Genomic DNA, 16025 nt, shown 5'->3' on the forward strand with positions numbered 1-16025 from the left:
ACTTATTCGAATTAGCTTATGAGAGGAAAACTTGAGGAGCGACCACTACGTGGTCATCGCGAGCAAGCTCGCTCCCACAGTGGATCTTCGGTGTGAGCACAATCGTGCAAACACCACTGAACCCTGTGGGAGCGAGCTTGCTCCGGGCGGCGTTCCGACGATAAGGTCCGAAGGACCTTCAGTTGCTGATCGCCAGAATGCTCGCCTGGTACGCCCCGACAAACACATCGAAATCACCGACTTCGTTCTGCTCCAGCTCAGCCTGTTGAGCCAGCGATGAACGCGCCCGCTCTTCAAACTGCGCTTGTTCCTCAGCCGGCAACGGCTCACTGCGGAAGAACTCGGCATGCGCCTGGCTTTGGCGCAGCGAGAACTGGGCAAAGCTCTCCTTGTGTTCGGCCATCGCCGCCAACACTTGTGCCGACGGCGTCAGGGACGGGTCCCGGACCTTGGCCATCTGGGCGTCCAGCGCCTTGCTGTGGGCATCGCCGCCATGGCTCTGGTCGAGCATCGCCGCCAGCGGAGCGATTTTTTCCAGCAGCTCACCGGCCCATTCCTTCAGGTCAACCGGCTGGCCGTCGCGTTGCAGTTGCAGGCCTGGACGACGACCTTCCTTGACCACGCTGAGGAAGTTCGAGGTCGCGTTGCCGCAGCTGGTGTTGGTCAGCAGCGGGCTGTCGTTGAGCGCGCAGTACAGCAGGAACGCATCGAGGAAGCGCGACTCGGTAAGGTCAATGCCCATCGGCAGGAAGGGGTTGATATCCAGGCAGCGCACTTCGACGTACTGGATACCCCGGGCCATCAGCGCCTGGATCGGCCGCTCGCCGGTGTAGGTCACGCGTTTCGGGCGGATGTTGGAGTAGTACTCGTTTTCGATCTGCAGGATGTTGGTGTTGAGCTGCACCCACTCGCCATCCTGATGGGTGCCAACTTCGACATAGGGTGCGTACGGCGTGGCCACCGCTTTGCGCAGGCTGTCGGTGTAGCTGGCCAGATCGTTGTAGCACGGCGTCAGGCCGGCCTGAGCGTTGCTCTGGTAACCCAGGTCGCTCATGCGCAGGCTGGTGGCGTACGGCAGGTACAAAGTCTGCGGGTCCAGTTGTTCCAACTGGTGCGAACGGCCGCGCAGGAAGCCGGCATCCAGCGCTGGCGACGCACCGAACAGGTACATCAGCAACCAGCTGTAGCGGCGGAAGTTGCGGATCAGCGCGATATAGGACGACGACTGGAAATCGCGGTCGCTGCCGACAAAGCCTTCGGCCTGCCTGAGCAGCGGCCAGAGTTTTTCCGGCAGGGAGAAGTTGTAGTGGATGCCGGCAATGCATTGCATGGTCTTGCCGTAACGCAGGGCCAGGCCCTTGCGATACACGTACTTGAGCTGCCCGATGTTGGACGTGCCGTAATAGGCGATCGGGATGTCTTCCTCGGCCGGCAAGGGGCACGGCATCGATGGGCTCCACAGGTACTCGTTGCCGAGCTTGCTGTAGGCAAAACGGTGAATGCTGTCCAGGCTCGCCAAGGTGTCCGCCGGATCGGGCAGTGCCGGAGTGATGAACTCCAGCAGCGACTCGGAGTAGTCGGTGGTGATCTGTTCGTTGGTCAGCGCGGAACCCAATTCTTCCGGGTGCGGCGTTTGCGCCAGGCGACCTTCGCCGGTCACGCGCAGGCATTCACGTTCGATGCCGTGAAGGCACTGTTCGAGCAGAGAGAGGTTAGCGCGCTCGCCGAGCAGGGCCAGGCGGCGGTTGAGAAGTTCGCTCAAGTTGGATTCCTTCACGCGTCAGTCGCCCCAATATGGGGGTGGGCAAGACGGTCTACAAGGGTGAAGTTAAAACTGGCGTTTTCGCCTCGTTTTGGCGCCGCACAGGCCTCATGCCGATCGGTCAGGAATTGCACAATCCCTGTGGGAGCGAGCCTGCTCGCGAAGAGGGAGTATCAGTCAGCATCGACTGCGACTGACACATCGCCTTCGCGAGCAGGCTCGCTCCCACAGGAAACTCCGACGCTGCGGTCACAACGCCGAAATTAACTCAAATTGATGACGACTAGCTACAGGACAGCGAACGTGCCTTGTGCTTTTGCGACCAGTTTGTCGCCCTGCATCACATCGGCTTCGACCACCAATGTGCGGCGACCCGGGTGGATCACCCGCGCCGTGCACATCACCTCGCCTTCGGATACGGCGCGGATGTAGTTGATCTTGCACTCGATGGTCGCGCTCTGCTGGTCAAAGCCGTGGGTGCTGGAGCAGGCCAGCCCCATGGCAATGTCCACCAGGCTGAACAAGGCCCCGCCGTGCAGCTTGCCACCGCGATTGCGCAGTTCGGGCTCCAGCGCCAGGGCGACTTGCGCCACCCCGGTTTCCAGACTGTGCAAGCGGCAGCCCAGCAGCTTGAAGAACGCGCTTTCGGTCAGCCCGGCGGGAATGTCCATCAGCGTTTCTTCAACTGCTTGGCATTGGCGAACAGCGAAGCCATGGCGTTGTTGCTCGGTGCTGCCGCCGTGGTTTCCTTGCGCGGTGCAGTGTTCTGGGATTGGCGTGGCGCCGACCCCGGACGCGCACCGCGAGCGCCGTCGATTTTCTCGCCCGGGGTATCGCTCATGCGCATCGACAGGCCAACGCGTTTGCGCGGGATGTCGACTTCCATGACCTTCACTTTCACCACGTCACCGGCCTTCACCGCTTCGCGCGGATCCTTGATGAACTTCTCCGAAAGCGCGGAGATATGCACCAAACCGTCCTGATGCACGCCGATATCGACGAAGGCACCGAAGTTGGTCACGTTGGTCACCACGCCTTCGAGGATCATGCCCAGTTGCAGGTCCTTGAGGTCTTCGACGCCTTCCTGGAACTCGGCGGTCTTGAACTCGGGGCGCGGGTCGCGGCCGGGCTTATCCAGTTCCTGAAGGATGTCGGTGACAGTTGGCAGACCGAAAGTTTCGTCGGTGAATTTTTTCGGGTCCAGGCGCTTGAGGAAACCACTGTCGCCAATCAACGAACGAATATCGCGATCAGTCTCGGCGGCGATACGCTGCACGAGTGGATAGGCTTCCGGGTGCACTGCGGAGGCGTCCAGGGGATTGTCTCCGTTCATCACGCGCAGGAATCCGGCGGCCTGTTCGAAGGTTTTTTCACCCAGGCGCGCGACTTTCTTCAGCGCAGCGCGGGTCTTGAACGCACCGTGCTCGTCGCGGTGGCTGACGATGTTCTGCGCCAGGGTCGCGTTGAGTCCGGAAATCCGTGCCAGCAACGCCACGGAAGCGGTGTTCACGTCGACGCCGACGGCGTTCACGCAGTCCTCGACCACTGCATCCAGGCCACGGGCCAGTTTCAGCTGCGACACGTCGTGCTGGTACTGGCCGACACCGATGGATTTCGGATCGATCTTCACCAGCTCGGCCAGCGGATCCTGCAGGCGACGGGCAATCGAGACGGCACCACGGATCGACACGTCGAGGTCCGGGAATTCCTTTGAGGCCAGCTCAGATGCCGAGTAAACCGATGCACCGGCCTCGGAGACCATGACCTTGGTCATCTTCATCGCTGGATATTTTTTGATCAGCTCGGCGGCGAGCTTGTCGGTTTCACGGCTGGCGGTACCGTTGCCGATGGCGATCAGGTCCACCGAGTGCTTGGCGCACAGGGCGGCGAGTACGGCGATGGTCTGGTCCCACTTGTTGTGCGGCACGTGCGGGTAAACCGTGGCGTGATCCAGCAGCTTGCCGGTGGAATCAACCACCGCCACCTTGCAGCCGGTGCGCAGGCCAGGGTCGAGGCCCAAAGTGGCGCGCGGGCCGGCCGGGGCCGACAGCAGCAGGTCGTGCAGGTTGTGGGCGAACACGTTGATCGCTTCGGTTTCCGCGCCATCGCGCAGCTCGCCCAGCAGGTCGGTTTCCAGATGGGTATAGAGCTTGACCTTCCAGGTCCAGCGCACGACTTCGCCCAGCCATTTGTCGGCGGCGCGGTTCTGGTTCTGGATGCCGACATGCTGGCCGATCATGCCTTCGCACGGGTGCATGGTGCCCGGCAGTTCGTCGCCGACTTTCAGCGCGGAGCTGAGGATGCCTTCGTTGCGGCCACGGAAAATCGCCAGCGCGCGGTGCGACGGCATGCTTTTCAGCGGTTCGTCGTGTTCGAAGTAATCGCGGAACTTGGCGCCTTCCTCTTCCTTGCCGGCAATCACGCGGGCACTGAGGGTGGCTTCCTGCTTGAGGTAGTTGCGCAGCTTGTCCAGCAGGCCGGCGTCTTCGGCGAAGCGCTCCATGAGGATGTACTTGGCGCCTTCGAGGGCTGCCTTCGCGTCGGCCACGCCTTTTTCGGCGTCGATGAAACGTGCGGCTTCGGTTTCCGGGCTCAGGGACGGGTCGTTGAACAAGCCGTCGGCCAGTTCGCCGAGGCCGGCTTCCAGGGCGATCTGGCCCTTGGTGCGGCGCTTCTGCTTGTACGGCAGGTACAAGTCTTCGAGACGGGTCTTGGTGTCGGCAAGCTTGATGTCGCGTTCAAGTTGCGGGGTCAGCTTGCCTTGCTCTTCGATGCTGGCAAGGATGCTGATGCGCCGTTCGTCGAGTTCTCGCAGGTAGCGCAGGCGCTCTTCCAGATGACGCAATTGCGTATCGTCGAGGCTGCCGGTCACTTCTTTCCGGTAACGGGCGATGAAGGGAACGGTAGAGCCTTCATCGAGTAGCGCGACGGCCGCTTCGACCTGTTGTGGGCGTACACCGAGTTCCTCGGCGATGCGGCTGTTGATGCTGTCCATAAAACCACCTGACAAATTGTGAAAGCAGGCTCGCAGGCTCAAGGATAAGGGCTCAGCGAGTCTGGTTGAGCGGCCTGGCCTGCGCCGCTACCTGGATCAAAAGGTATCCCGTTGACCCGTGAAATCGAACAATTACTGCCGACGCCATGAAAATAAATGGCGTCTGTCTGTAGTACCTGTCTGATGTTGCCTGACACAAAAGGCCGCGCATTATAACCAGCGTTCTGTCATTCGGGGGTATCAGGGGTTGCCGGTGCAATGGCCGGTTTTCTGGCACTAAAGGAAAAATCTGCTAACAATGCACACGGTGCGTATAACGGCAGCTACGCCATAATGCGCGCCGAGATCAAAGGAGCATCCAATGAGCAGCACTGCACAAACTGCTGAAGGCGAGAAAATTCTTATCGTTGACGACGATCCGGGGCTGAGCAGCCTGCTGGAACGTTTTTTCGTCAGCAAGGGCTACCGCGCCCGCGCCGTACCGAACACCGAGCAAATGGATCGCCTGCTGGCGCGCGAAGTGTTCAACCTGGTCGTCCTCGACCTGATGTTGCCCGGCGAAGACGGTTTGACCGCCTGCCGCCGCCTGCGCAACGCGAACAACCAGATTCCAATCATCATGCTCACTGCCAAGGGCGACGAGCTGAGCCGCATCAAGGGCCTGGAACTGGGCGCCGACGATTACCTGGCCAAGCCGTTCAACCCGGATGAGCTGATGGCTCGCGTCAAGGCGGTACTGCGTCGCCAGTCGGCCCCGGTGCCAGGCGCCCCGGGCAGCGAAGACGAAAGCGTGACCTTCGGTGACTACGAGTTGTCCCTGGCCACCCGCGAGCTCAAGCGTGGCGAAGAAGTGCACATGCTCACCACCGGTGAATTTGCGGTCCTCAAGGCCCTGGTGATGAACGCGCGTCAGCCGCTGACTCGCGACAAACTGATGAACCTGGCCCGTGGCCGCGAGTGGGATGCCCTGGAGCGTTCCATCGATGTACAGATTTCCCGTCTGCGCCGGATGATCGAGCCCGATCCGTCCAAACCGCGTTACATCCAGACTGTCTGGGGCGTGGGTTACGTGTTTGTTCCGGATGGTACCGCCACCAAGTGATTGGCGATGTGTAGGAGCGGGTCATGCGGACACCGGATCAATTGATCCTGTCCGCAGACTCGCAAACCGCAATATGCGAGCATCGCTCTCTCCTGCAAGTGTTTAACGGTTATCCATGAAAACCCCCGTATGGTTCCCCCAGAGCTTCTTCTCCCGCACCCTTTGGCTGGTGCTCATCGTCGTTCTCTTCTCCAAGGCGCTGACCCTGGTTTATCTGCTGATGAACGAAGATGTGCTGGTGGACCGCCAGTACAGCCACGGTGTCGCCTTGACGTTGCGCGCCTATTGGGCTGCCGATGAAGAAAACCGCGACAAGATCGCCGAGGCCGCGACCCTGATCCGGGTGGTGGGTGCCGGTGTGCCCCAAGGCGAACAACACTGGCCTTACAGCGAGATCTACCAGCGGCAGATGCAGGCGGAGCTGGGTGCCGACACTGAAGTCCGGCTGCGCATGCATTCGCCACCGGCGCTGTGGGTTCGGGCGCCAAGTCTGGGCGATGGTTGGCTGAAAGTACCGCTGTATCCCCATCCGTTGCGCGGCCAGAAAATCTGGAACGTACTGGGCTGGTTCCTCGCTATTGGTCTGCTTTCCACTGCTTCGGCCTGGATCTTCGTCAGCCAACTCAATCAGCCCTTGAAACGTCTGGTGTATGCCGCGCGGCAACTCGGTCAGGGTCGCAGCGTGCGCCTGCCAATCAGCGATACGCCCAGTGAGATGACCGAGGTTTACCGCGCCTTCAACCAGATGGCCGAAGACGTCGAGCAGGCCGGTCGCGAGCGTGAGCTGATGCTGGCCGGGGTTTCCCATGATTTGCGCACGCCCTTGACCCGCTTGCGTCTGTCCCTGGAGTTGATGGGCGATCGCACCGACCTGACTGACGACATGGTGCGCGATATCGAAGACATGGACGCGATTCTCGATCAGTTCCTGGCGTTCATTCGCGACGGGCGTGATGAGTCGGTGGAGGAGGTTGACCTGAGCGACCTGGTCCGCGAAGTCGCGGCGCCCTATAACCAGAATGAAGAGAAAGTGCGGCTGCGCCTGGAGCCGATTCAGCCGTTTCCGTTGCGTCGTGTGTCGATGAAGCGACTGCTGAACAACTTGATTGGCAATGCGTTGCATCATGCCGGCAGCGGTGTGGAGGTGGCGGCGTATGTGTCTGGGGATGTGAGTGCACCATACGTGGTGCTGAGCGTCATGGACCGCGGTGCCGGGATCGATCCGTCGGAGCTGGAAGCAATCTTCAACCCGTTCACCCGTGGTGATCGTGCCCGGGGCGGGAAGGGCACCGGGTTGGGGCTGGCGATCGTCAAGCGTATTGCTTCGATGCATGGCGGGAATGTTGAACTGCGCAACCGTACCGGTGGTGGGCTGGAAGCGCGGGTGCGCTTGCCGTTGGGGTTGATGTTGCCGAGGGATGCGGTTTAAAACCTGATTTTTTCAGTGGGGCTGATGGCTCCTTCGCGGGCAAGTCGGATCGCCGCACCGCCGCTCCCACAGTGATTTTGGCTAGCCGAAATATCGCTATCAACCCAAAACCCTGTGGGAGCGGGCTTGCCCGCGAAGGCGGCCTCCCAGCCGCCACAAAAAACAGGGTTAACCCTTACCCTTGGTCCGCGTCATATTCGGCCCGCCATTCTTCTCCAGATGCTCAATGATGATCCCCGCCACATTCTTGCCAGTGGTGGTCTCGATCCCTTCCAGTCCCGGCGACGAGTTCACTTCCATCACCAGCGGCCCGTGATTGGAGCGCAGGATGTCCACACCCGCTACCGCCAGCCCCATGACCTTGGCTGCGCGCAACGCCGTCATGCGCTCTTCTGGCGTGATCTTGATCAGGCTCGCGCTGCCGCCGCGATGCAGGTTGGAGCGAAACTCGCCGGGTTTGGCCTGGCGCTTCATCGCTGCAATCACCTTGTCTCCGACGACGAAGCAGCGAATGTCTGCACCACCGGCTTCCTTGATGTACTCCTGGACCATGATGTTCTGCTTGAGGCCCATGAACGCCTCGATCACCGATTCAGCGGCGGTCGCGGTTTCGCACAGCACCACGCCGATGCCTTGGGTGCCTTCCAGCACCTTGATCACCAGCGGCGCGCCGTTGACCATTTCGATCAGGTCGGGAATGTCATCGGGGGAGTGGGCAAAGCCGGTCACCGGCAAGCCGATCCCGCGACGGGACAGCAATTGCAGCGAACGCAGCTTGTCCCGCGAGCGGGCAATGGCCACCGATTCGTTGAGCGGGAACACCCCCATCATTTCGAACTGGCGCAGCACGGCACAGCCATAAAAGGTCACGGACGCACCGATCCGTGGAATCACCGCATCGAAACCTTCCAGCGGCTTGCCGCGGTAGTGGATCTGCGGCTTGTGGCTGGCGATGTTCATGTAGGCGCGCAGGGTGTCGACCACCACCATTTCATGGCCGCGTTCAGTACCGGCTTCAACCAGGCGGCGGGTGGAATACAGACGCGGGTTCCGCGACAGCACAGCGATCTTCATGCAACACCTGTGGAGGAGGTAGATACCGGGAACACCGGCTTGTCTTGTACATACTTGATGCCCGGATTGACCACCAACTGGCCATGGATCAGGGCTTTGGAGCCGAGCAGCAGGCGATAACGCATGGACTTGCGGCAGGCGAGCGTGAACTCGACCCGCCAGACCCGATCACCGAGGGCCAGGGTGGTGCTGATCACGTATCGCACCTGCGCGTGACCGTTTGAGCTTTTAATGGTTTTCATCGTCACCAGCGGTGCTTCGCAGCGTCGGTGGCGCAGTTGTACGACGGAACCCAGGTGGGCGGTAAAGCGCACCCACTGCTCACCATCGCGCTCGAACAGCTCGATGTCGGTGGCGTGGAGGCTTGAGGTGCTGGCACCGGTGTCGATTTTTGCCCGAAGGCCGGCGACTCCCAAATCCGGGAGCGCCACCCACTCGCGCAGACCGACAACGGTCAAATGGTCAAATGTCTTCAAAAGTGCTCAACCGGTAGAAACCGCTCGGGCCGCACGCGGCCAGATTCGCGGTATTCACGCAGAATAATGATTAAAAGGCGACAGATATCTACGGCCCGGATTTCCAGCCTCGCAAGGAGGTTATGGAATGTCGGTATTGTAATCCGAGCCGGTGAAATTCTTGGTACGTCAGAAACGGTAGTACAGTTCACCAATATTTCAGAATGAGGAAATTCCATGGCACAAAAAAGCGAAGAGGACGACAAAGTCCGCCTCGATAAATGGTTGTGGGCTGCACGATTCTACAAGACCCGCGCGCTGGCCAAGGCGGCGATTGAAAGCGGCAAGGTGCACTGCCGGGGTGAACGCTGCAAGCCGGGTAAAGAGCCACGGGTCGGTGACGAGTTTGTGATCCGCACCGGTTTCGAGGAGCGCACGGTGGTGGTCCAGGCGTTGTCGATCGTTCGCCGTGGTGCACCGGAGGCACAGATGCTGTACGCCGAAACGGAAGCCAGTATCGCCAAGCGCGAAAACGCCGCCGCCGAGCGCAAGGCAGGCGCCTTGGGCGTGAGCACCGATGGCAAACCGAGCAAGAAACAGCGACGGGATCTGTTCAAGTTTCGTGGCAGCAGCAACGAATGATTGACCGGGTCCGTCGATCACTCAAACAGGCAAAGACTTGTAATTGTGCTTGCGCGTAGCCATATGGGGTAATTCGCCTACCCTAAACGAGCCATTGGCAGTGCCATTCGTCGTAAAGCGCACACAATCGCCCGCCTGTAAGCCATAACCAGACAGCAAGACGCTATGGCCAAGGCGCGACCTCGAATTCTGTCATCACTTTTGTCACCACTTCAGATACCCAGACTAATGACTGACCTACCGGATAACGACTTCACCCAACGCTTCATCTTCGATGACAGCGACACCCGTGGCGAGCTGGTCTCGCTGGAGCTCAGCTACGCCGAAGTCCTGGCCAAACACGCCTACCCGCAGCCGGTCGCGCAACTGCTCGGCGAGCTGATGGCGGCCGCATCGTTGCTGGTCGGCGCGATGAAGTTCGATGGCTTGCTGATTCTGCAAGCCCGCTCCGAAGGCCCGATCCCGCTGCTGATGATCGAGTGCTCCAGCGAGCGCGAGATCCGGGGCCTGGCCCGTTACGAAGCGGACCGTATCGCCCCTGACGCAACCCTGGCCGACCTGATGCCGGACGGCGTGCTGGCATTGACCATCGACCCGACTCAGGGCCAGCGTTACCAGGGCATCGTCGACCTCGACGGCGCCACCCTGTCGGAATGCTTCACCAACTATTTCGTCATGTCCCAGCAAGTCGGCACGCGTTTCTGGCTGTACGCCGACGGCCGTCGCGCCCGTGGCCTGTTGCTGCAACAGCTGCCTGCCGACCGTTTGAAGGACGAAGACGAGCGCGCCGCCAGCTGGCAGCACCTCACCACCCTGGGCGGCACGCTGACCGCCGATGAACTGCTGGGCCTGGACAACGAAACCGTGTTGCATCGCCTGTACCATGACGAGCAGGTGCGCCTGTTCGATGTACAGAAGTTGCGCTTCCGTTGCAGCTGCTCGCGCGAACGTTCGGCCAATGCGCTGGTCAGTCTGGGTGTGGAAGATGCACAGCAATTGGTGGTCGAACACGGTGGCAACATCGAAATCGATTGCCAGTTCTGTAACCAGCGCTACCTGTTCGATGCCGCCGATGTCACCCAATTGTTCGCCGGCGCGGGTGTCGAGACGCCGTCAGATACCCGTCACTAAAACGGTTCAGCGCAGGTGAATTCACTGGCTACCGCCGGATTAACGCCGTTTCGACAGGAGGGGCCTACTTTTTTTGGGCTTTTCTGGCATAATCCGGCCCACTTTTTTCGCGGTAGTAGTGCACGACTTTCTACTACAAAAACGTTTGGAGCACTCGGCCACTGGCCGACGGGGAACCTCATGACGCAAGCCAACAATGCCGTGTACACCGATCTGAGTGTTGATGATCTGGTTAAAGAAGCCCTCAATCGCGGTGAAGGCGAGCTTGCCGATACCGGCGCACTGGTTGTTCGTACCGGTCACCGTACCGGCCGTTCGCCAGTCGATCGTTTCATCGTTGATGAGCCGAGCACCACGGGCGCCATCGCCTGGGGCCCGATCAACCGCAAGTTCCCGGCCGACAAGTTCGACGCCCTGTGGGACCGTGTTGAAGCTTTCAACAACGCGCAAGAGCATTTCGTTTCCCACGTGCATGTAGGTGCGGCTTCCGAGCACTACCTGGCCGTGAAGATGACCACCCAGACTGCCTGGCAGAACCTGTTCGGCCGTTGCCTGTTCATCAACCCGGCTCAGTACAACCCGGCGGGTCGTGACGAGTGGCAGGTCCTCAACGTTGCCAACTTCGAATGCGTGCCAGAGCGTGACGGCACCAACTCCGACGGCTGCGTGATCATCAACTTTGCACAGAAGAAAGTGCTGATCGCCGGCATGCGTTACGCCGGTGAGATGAAGAAAGCCATGTTCTCGGTGCAGAACTTCCTGCTGCCGGCTGCCGACGTACTGCCAATGCACTGCGCCGCCAACATTGGCGAAGAAGGCGACGTGACCCTGTTCTTCGGTCTGTCGGGCACCGGCAAGACCACCCTGTCCGCCGATGAAAGCCGTTACCTGATCGGTGACGACGAACACGGCTGGGGCGAAGGCGTGGTGTTCAACATCGAAGGCGGTTGCTATGCCAAGTGCATCGACCTGTCCGAGAAGAACGAGCCGGTTATCTGGAAAGCCATCAAGCACGGCGCGGTACTGGAAAACGTCGTTATCGACGATGCCAAGCACGCCGACTACGCCGATGTCAGCCTGACCCAGAACAGCCGCGCCGCCTACCCGCTGGAGCACGTTGCCAAGCGCTCCGAGAAGAACCTCGGTGGCGAGCCGAACGCTGTGATCTTCCTGACCTGCGACCTGACCGGCGTACTGCCGCCAGTGTCGATCCTCAATGAAGAGCAAGCGGCCTACCACTTCCTGTCCGGCTACACCGCACTGGTGGGCTCGACTGAAATGGGTTCGGGCAGCGGTATCAAGTCGACCTTCTCCACCTGCTTTGGCGCACCGTTCTTCCCGCGTCCGGCTGGTGAATACGCTGAGCTGCTGATCAAGCGCATCCGTGGCTTCGGCTCCAAGGTCTACCTGGTCAACACCGGCTGGACCGGCGGTGGCTACGGTGTCGGCAAACGCTTCAACATCCCGACCACCCGTGCCGTGATCGCAGCGATCCAGAGCGGCGCGCTGATCGGTACCGAGACCGAGCACCTGGACACCATCAACCTCGACGTGCCAGTGGCCGTACCGGGCGTTGAAACTGGCCTGCTGAACCCACGCAACACCTGGGCCGACAAGCCATCCTACGACGAAGCCGCCAAAGCACTGGCCGGCCTGTTCATCGAGAACTTCAAGAAGTTCGAAGTGAGCGACGCGATCAAGGCTGCGGGTCCGAAGTTGTAAGTGCTGGTTTGAGCTAACGAAAAAGCCGCCCTTCGGGGCGGCTTTTTTGTGCACGCTACAAGCCTTCCAGCGCCTGCGTGTCCCAGCGTTGGGTCTTGATGGCCCGGTAGAGCATGCCGATGGTCAATGGCACCTTGTCGCCGCGACCCTTGGCTTTGCGCTTGAGAAATACATCGTAGCCGTCGGGCTGGAAATAGCGATAGCTGTCGAAATCCACGAAGTCGATGGCGAAGTGGTTTTCCAGGGTTTCGATCAGGTGTTGAGCATCGGCACCATTGCAGCCCAGGTCGAAGTTGATCGAGGTGCTGAGGCTGATGGTTTTGCGCTCGGGCAGACCGAGTTCTTCGTGCAGTAGCTGCATGAGTTGCTGCATCAAGTGGTCGTCGGGGAAGTTGGGGGCGAGGTTCATTGTGTAGGTTCCGCCAATCGAAATGCAGGCGCCATATTGTTCTGTTCACGTTTTGACAGTGCCAATGCCCGCGCTAGCGTTGGCCATTGGTTCACAATTTGTTTGAAACTGTCGATGATGTTTTCTGCATCCGCGCGACTGAGCCGAAAATACTCCGCGACTTCCCGGGCCAGCTCCAAATCGAGAGCATTGTCGGTATCGGTGATATTTAGCTTCAAGCTGTCTGCGTGGGCCACCGGGTTCATGTCATAAGCGGCAGACAATCGCCATCCTCGACCCGGATCAAGGATAAAACCATGGTTGCGCAGGTGATCGTCGGTGTTGGAGACCAGGATGTTGAACACAATTCGAGACCACAACTCCCGTAGGTCTGCTTTGGTTTCCGAGCCGTGTTCCATGAGCACTTCGGCCAGCTCAAGGTAGCTCGCACCGACTGAGGCGTCGTCACCGTCAACTCGATCAGTCATGGTCATGGCTGAGGCAAAGTGCAATCGGCCACCCCGTTCGGTGCGGTCGAATCGCTTGACCATGAAGCAGTGATAATCACTGGCATAGCGTCGGGCGATACCGGTTGCGACGCGCAGGCCGCAGTGATTGGCCAGGGCATTCACCACCAGTTCCCAGGCGCCCATGTCATAGTCATCGCGGGTGCTGGGGAACTTGGCAATCCACAAGTGCCCCTGCTCGTCTGCAACGCTGGCCTTGGGGCGGGCACCACCGAGAGAGCCCCCTGGTGCGATCAGCATTCTCAGCCACTCGCGGCCGTCGAGTGAGGTGTTGTCCGGATCGTTTTCCAGAGCACGGCTTGCCTGCTCCAATGCGCGCAATTCAACGAAAGGTGGGGCGGCCACGCCATCGCGATCATCGAGAAAGTTACCTTCGTCATTGAGCTTGTAGCGGATCGCGCCGACCCGATAGAGGTCATGCACGCCTAAGAGGAAATCCGACTCGCTGAGCTTGCTGCCTTTGGCCGCCAAACCGTCGCGAACATCTCGTTCCATCCGCCGCTTCATCAACAATTGACCCCACCGATCCGGGCTTGAATCAGCGAACACGCCAAATCGGCTTTGATGTTGACCCGGGAACTGACGGCCTTCATAGAGCCCGATTCGTGGGTCCAGTGGTGTGAAGTTCAACTCGGGATCTGCAAGCGCAGCAGCGTCGTATTCAAACTCGAAGACGTCCGTGGAGCGGGTCTTTCGGGCATGGAGGAAACCGAGGCGTCTGGGACCATTCAAGGACTCCCAATCGGCATACACCGCAATCTGCGTCATTTTTCACCTGTCGCGGGCTTGGTTTTTTTCTTGGTCAACAGATTGGAAAGTGAGTGGGTGTTGAAGGGGTAATCAGCGGATAGATCCTCAGCGTGGCTGGCACTTTCAATCACTCCCGTGTCTTTTTCAGGTATTGGAGAGGCTTTTTTTACTGCGCTTATTCTGTGTACTCGTCGGTTCGAGTCTTTCGCTGAGGCTGCCTTGGGTTTCAGTTGTGCGTCTTGCAGTTGCCGGCCCACCTCATCGGTTGCCGCGAGTTTGTTCAAGTCTTTTTCCAGCCCCAGAACTTGCATGACAGACAGGTAGGCTCCGATGGTCACGCCTGAACCTCCAGACTCCAGAGAGCGCAAGGTTGTCAGCGACATGCCTGACCTCTCGGCGACTTGCTTGGCTGTGAGCTTGCGGCGCAGTCGGGCCAACTTCAATCGCTCCCCGAATTCGGCAAGCAGTCTGGATGCGGCAGGCAGGAGTGGCGCGGTTTTCTTGGCCATATGCCAATATTCCTTCATTTTTTAGCCTTAACTACCAGAATAATAGCACTTGGATGAAAGAACATCGCTTTGCCTTGAGAGCGTCCCCGCCACATCAAACGTTTTGTGGATAGATATTCACACTGCCATTATTCCAGCTGAAATGACGATAAACAGCCAGAATAATACCAGTTAGTACACTGCCCTCAATGTACTTGAGTGTTGATCTCAGACTGGCGCTTTCCAGCCCATCATCCGTTGCTGGGCGACTTTGAGCAGGTCGCAGCCGTCCTGGGTCAGCAGGTAGAGCGCATGGGTGATGTGCGGGATGTCTTCGACATCGCCGTCCTTGAAGCTTTGGCAGTGCAGGGTTTGCAGCAGCTCGCTGGAGGCCCGGATGCGCTGGAGGGCGGCTTCGAGGATATCTTGGGGGTTGGCTTCTGTGTCGATGATCAGGGGCGGGGAATCGGTGAGGTTGGTGTGGAGCGGTAGATAGCGTTCGTTGGTGAACGGGTTCCATTTGTTCATAGGGATTTTCTCTTTTAGTAGCCGATGAACCGCCGCTATCGTGACCAAGCGATGGGAGGCGGACTGTGTTCAGGTTGGTCAAACCAGGGAGAGATAACCCGGGTACGCCGAAGCGTCCCAAACACAGCCGCCATAAAGCGTGCCGACAAAAAGATGTCGGCAGCATACAAGCGCATGCATTAGTTTTCTCTCATTTTCAGGTGACCAAACCCGAGTCGCTGATTTGGCAGCGACACTCTGGACTATAGGATTGAGTGACTGGTCATCGATAGCCGACAAGGTGTCTTGTTTTGTAGGACCTTGCCGAAGCTTTCATAGGTCGTTGCTGACGGCGTTATCCACAGTGGACCGCGTTATCGTTTTTCGCGAGCAAGCCCGCTCCCACAGGGAGTTGTGGTGGGACTAGCTACGTGTTTCGGCAAGCGCTGGCGGGCGATGTCGAGCAGGTCGTTGCCGTCCTGGGTCAGCAGGTACAGGGCACTGACGATATTGGGGATGTCGCTTGCTTCGGCCTGTTTGAAGCAGGTGCAATAAAGGGTTTCGAGCAGGTCGCTGGCGGCGCGGATGCGTTGTCGGGCGGCGTCGAGGATCTCGTAGGGGTCGGCCTCGGTATCGATGACCAGCACCGGGGTTTCGCTGTAGCGGGTCTTGAGCGGGTGGTAGCGGGCTGTCAGTGAGTCGGGGTTTTTCATTGAGTGCGTCCTGTGCGAAATCGGCAAGTGTTCCCGGCAGGCCGAGACACTGTTTTCAGCCGCGCAGGAAACTATAGGAGGGGATGGCGTTGGGGGACAAGACGGCTGAGGTCGACAGGCTTTGTAAGGGTTTTGTCATATTTGGAGGAAGGGGACTACAGGTTGTTGCTGGGTTTTCAACGTGAAATGGTGAGAGGTAAAAATGCTTACAGCGTTCTCAGTCGCTTCGCATTACCTCTCGGTAGAGGGTGCCTCGGACAATGTCGGGTGTTTCGAGTTTTACAGTGGCTGTGCTGGGCTCTTCCCAAGCAAGCCTGCACACAAGGGGCCTGAGTCGTGA

Annotated in this window: 15 protein-coding genes; 5 read left to right on the plus strand and 10 right to left on the minus strand. The window is 59.4% G+C overall.

The window, feature by feature from the left end; translation table 11 throughout:
* Positions 1–178: 178 nt before the first annotated feature.
* The 3 genes from gshA to PPUTUW4_RS01050 all read right to left on the minus strand — a co-directional run bounded on the left by gshA (position 179) and on the right by PPUTUW4_RS01050 (position 4757).
* Entirely contained in the window at positions 179–1762 is a 1584-nt protein-coding gene (gene gshA / locus PPUTUW4_RS01040) for a glutamate--cysteine ligase (protein ID WP_015093017.1), read from the minus strand.
* Between the two features lie 287 nt (positions 1763–2049).
* Positions 2050–2433, minus strand: a complete 384-nt coding sequence (locus PPUTUW4_RS01045; protein ID WP_008003235.1) for a PaaI family thioesterase — start codon at positions 2431–2433, stop codon at positions 2050–2052.
* On the minus strand, positions 2433–4757 hold the full coding sequence (locus PPUTUW4_RS01050) for a Tex family protein (protein ID WP_015093019.1): 2325 nt from the start codon (positions 4755–4757) through the stop codon (positions 2433–2435). The genes PPUTUW4_RS01045 and PPUTUW4_RS01050 overlap by 1 nt, the downstream gene beginning before the upstream one ends.
* Positions 4758–5118: 361 nt before the next feature.
* On the opposite strand from PPUTUW4_RS01050, the gene ompR reads away from it, so the two are divergent.
* Positions 5119–5859 (plus strand): two-component system response regulator OmpR, encoded by a 741-nt coding sequence (ompR, locus tag PPUTUW4_RS01055; protein WP_007972873.1) that lies wholly within the window; start codon positions 5119–5121, stop codon positions 5857–5859.
* A 115-nt stretch (positions 5860–5974) separates the two neighbouring features.
* Positions 5975–7288 carry an ATP-binding protein gene (locus tag PPUTUW4_RS01060; protein ID WP_015093020.1) on the plus strand — a complete coding sequence of 438 codons (1314 nt, stop codon included), beginning with the start codon at positions 5975–5977 and terminating at the stop codon, positions 7286–7288.
* A 168-nt stretch (positions 7289–7456) separates the two neighbouring features.
* On the opposite strand, the gene rimK is transcribed toward PPUTUW4_RS01060, so the two are convergent.
* Both rimK and PPUTUW4_RS01070 read right to left on the minus strand, forming a co-directional pair.
* On the minus strand, positions 7457–8362 hold the full coding sequence (rimK, locus tag PPUTUW4_RS01065; RefSeq protein WP_007972871.1) for a 30S ribosomal protein S6--L-glutamate ligase: 906 nt from the start codon (positions 8360–8362) through the stop codon (positions 7457–7459).
* Positions 8359–8778: an ATP-dependent zinc protease gene (locus PPUTUW4_RS01070; RefSeq protein WP_238540800.1), complete on the minus strand. Its 420-nt coding sequence runs from the start codon at positions 8776–8778 to the stop codon at positions 8359–8361. The genes rimK and PPUTUW4_RS01070 overlap by 4 nt, the downstream gene beginning before the upstream one ends.
* A 276-nt stretch (positions 8779–9054) precedes the next feature.
* Between PPUTUW4_RS01070 and PPUTUW4_RS01075 the strand changes: the two genes are divergently transcribed.
* The 3 genes from PPUTUW4_RS01075 (at position 9055) to PPUTUW4_RS01085 (ending at position 12312) form a co-directional block, all read left to right on the plus strand.
* On the plus strand, positions 9055–9459 hold the full coding sequence (locus PPUTUW4_RS01075) for a S4 domain-containing protein (RefSeq protein ID WP_015093021.1): 405 nt from the start codon (positions 9055–9057) through the stop codon (positions 9457–9459).
* A gap of 228 nt (positions 9460–9687) precedes the next feature.
* Positions 9688–10590: an Hsp33 family molecular chaperone HslO gene (gene hslO / locus PPUTUW4_RS01080; protein ID WP_015093022.1), complete on the plus strand. Its 903-nt coding sequence runs from the start codon at positions 9688–9690 to the stop codon at positions 10588–10590.
* A 180-nt stretch (positions 10591–10770) separates the two neighbouring features.
* The gene (locus PPUTUW4_RS01085; protein WP_015093023.1) at positions 10771–12312 is read left to right on the plus strand and encodes a phosphoenolpyruvate carboxykinase; all 1542 of its coding nucleotides are present in this window, start codon (positions 10771–10773) and stop codon (positions 12310–12312) included.
* A gap of 55 nt (positions 12313–12367) precedes the next feature.
* Here the strand turns inward: PPUTUW4_RS01085 and PPUTUW4_RS01090 are convergent, their stop codons facing one another.
* The 5 genes from PPUTUW4_RS01090 to PPUTUW4_RS01110 all read right to left on the minus strand — a co-directional run bounded on the left by PPUTUW4_RS01090 (position 12368) and on the right by PPUTUW4_RS01110 (position 15685).
* Positions 12368–12721: a DUF1493 family protein gene (locus PPUTUW4_RS01090; protein WP_015093024.1), complete on the minus strand. Its 354-nt coding sequence runs from the start codon at positions 12719–12721 to the stop codon at positions 12368–12370.
* Positions 12718–13995: a HipA domain-containing protein gene (locus PPUTUW4_RS01095; RefSeq protein WP_015093025.1), complete on the minus strand. Its 1278-nt coding sequence runs from the start codon at positions 13993–13995 to the stop codon at positions 12718–12720. The genes PPUTUW4_RS01090 and PPUTUW4_RS01095 overlap by 4 nt, the downstream gene beginning before the upstream one ends.
* Positions 13992–14486 carry a helix-turn-helix transcriptional regulator gene (locus PPUTUW4_RS01100; RefSeq protein WP_015093026.1) on the minus strand — a complete coding sequence of 165 codons (495 nt, stop codon included), beginning with the start codon at positions 14484–14486 and terminating at the stop codon, positions 13992–13994. Before PPUTUW4_RS01100 ends, PPUTUW4_RS01095 begins: the two co-directional genes overlap by 4 nt.
* A 207-nt stretch (positions 14487–14693) precedes the next feature.
* A complete protein-coding gene (locus PPUTUW4_RS01105) occupies positions 14694–14993 on the minus strand; it encodes a hypothetical protein (protein WP_015093027.1) in 300 nt (99 codons plus the stop codon).
* A gap of 353 nt (positions 14994–15346) precedes the next feature.
* Positions 15347–15685 (minus strand): hypothetical protein, encoded by a 339-nt coding sequence (locus PPUTUW4_RS01110; protein ID WP_015093028.1) that lies wholly within the window; start codon positions 15683–15685, stop codon positions 15347–15349.
* Positions 15686–16025: the final 340 nt, after the last annotated feature.

It is taken from the genome of Pseudomonas sp. UW4 (assembly GCF_000316175.1).
GTDB lineage: Bacteria > Pseudomonadota > Gammaproteobacteria > Pseudomonadales > Pseudomonadaceae > Aquipseudomonas > Aquipseudomonas laurylsulfatiphila.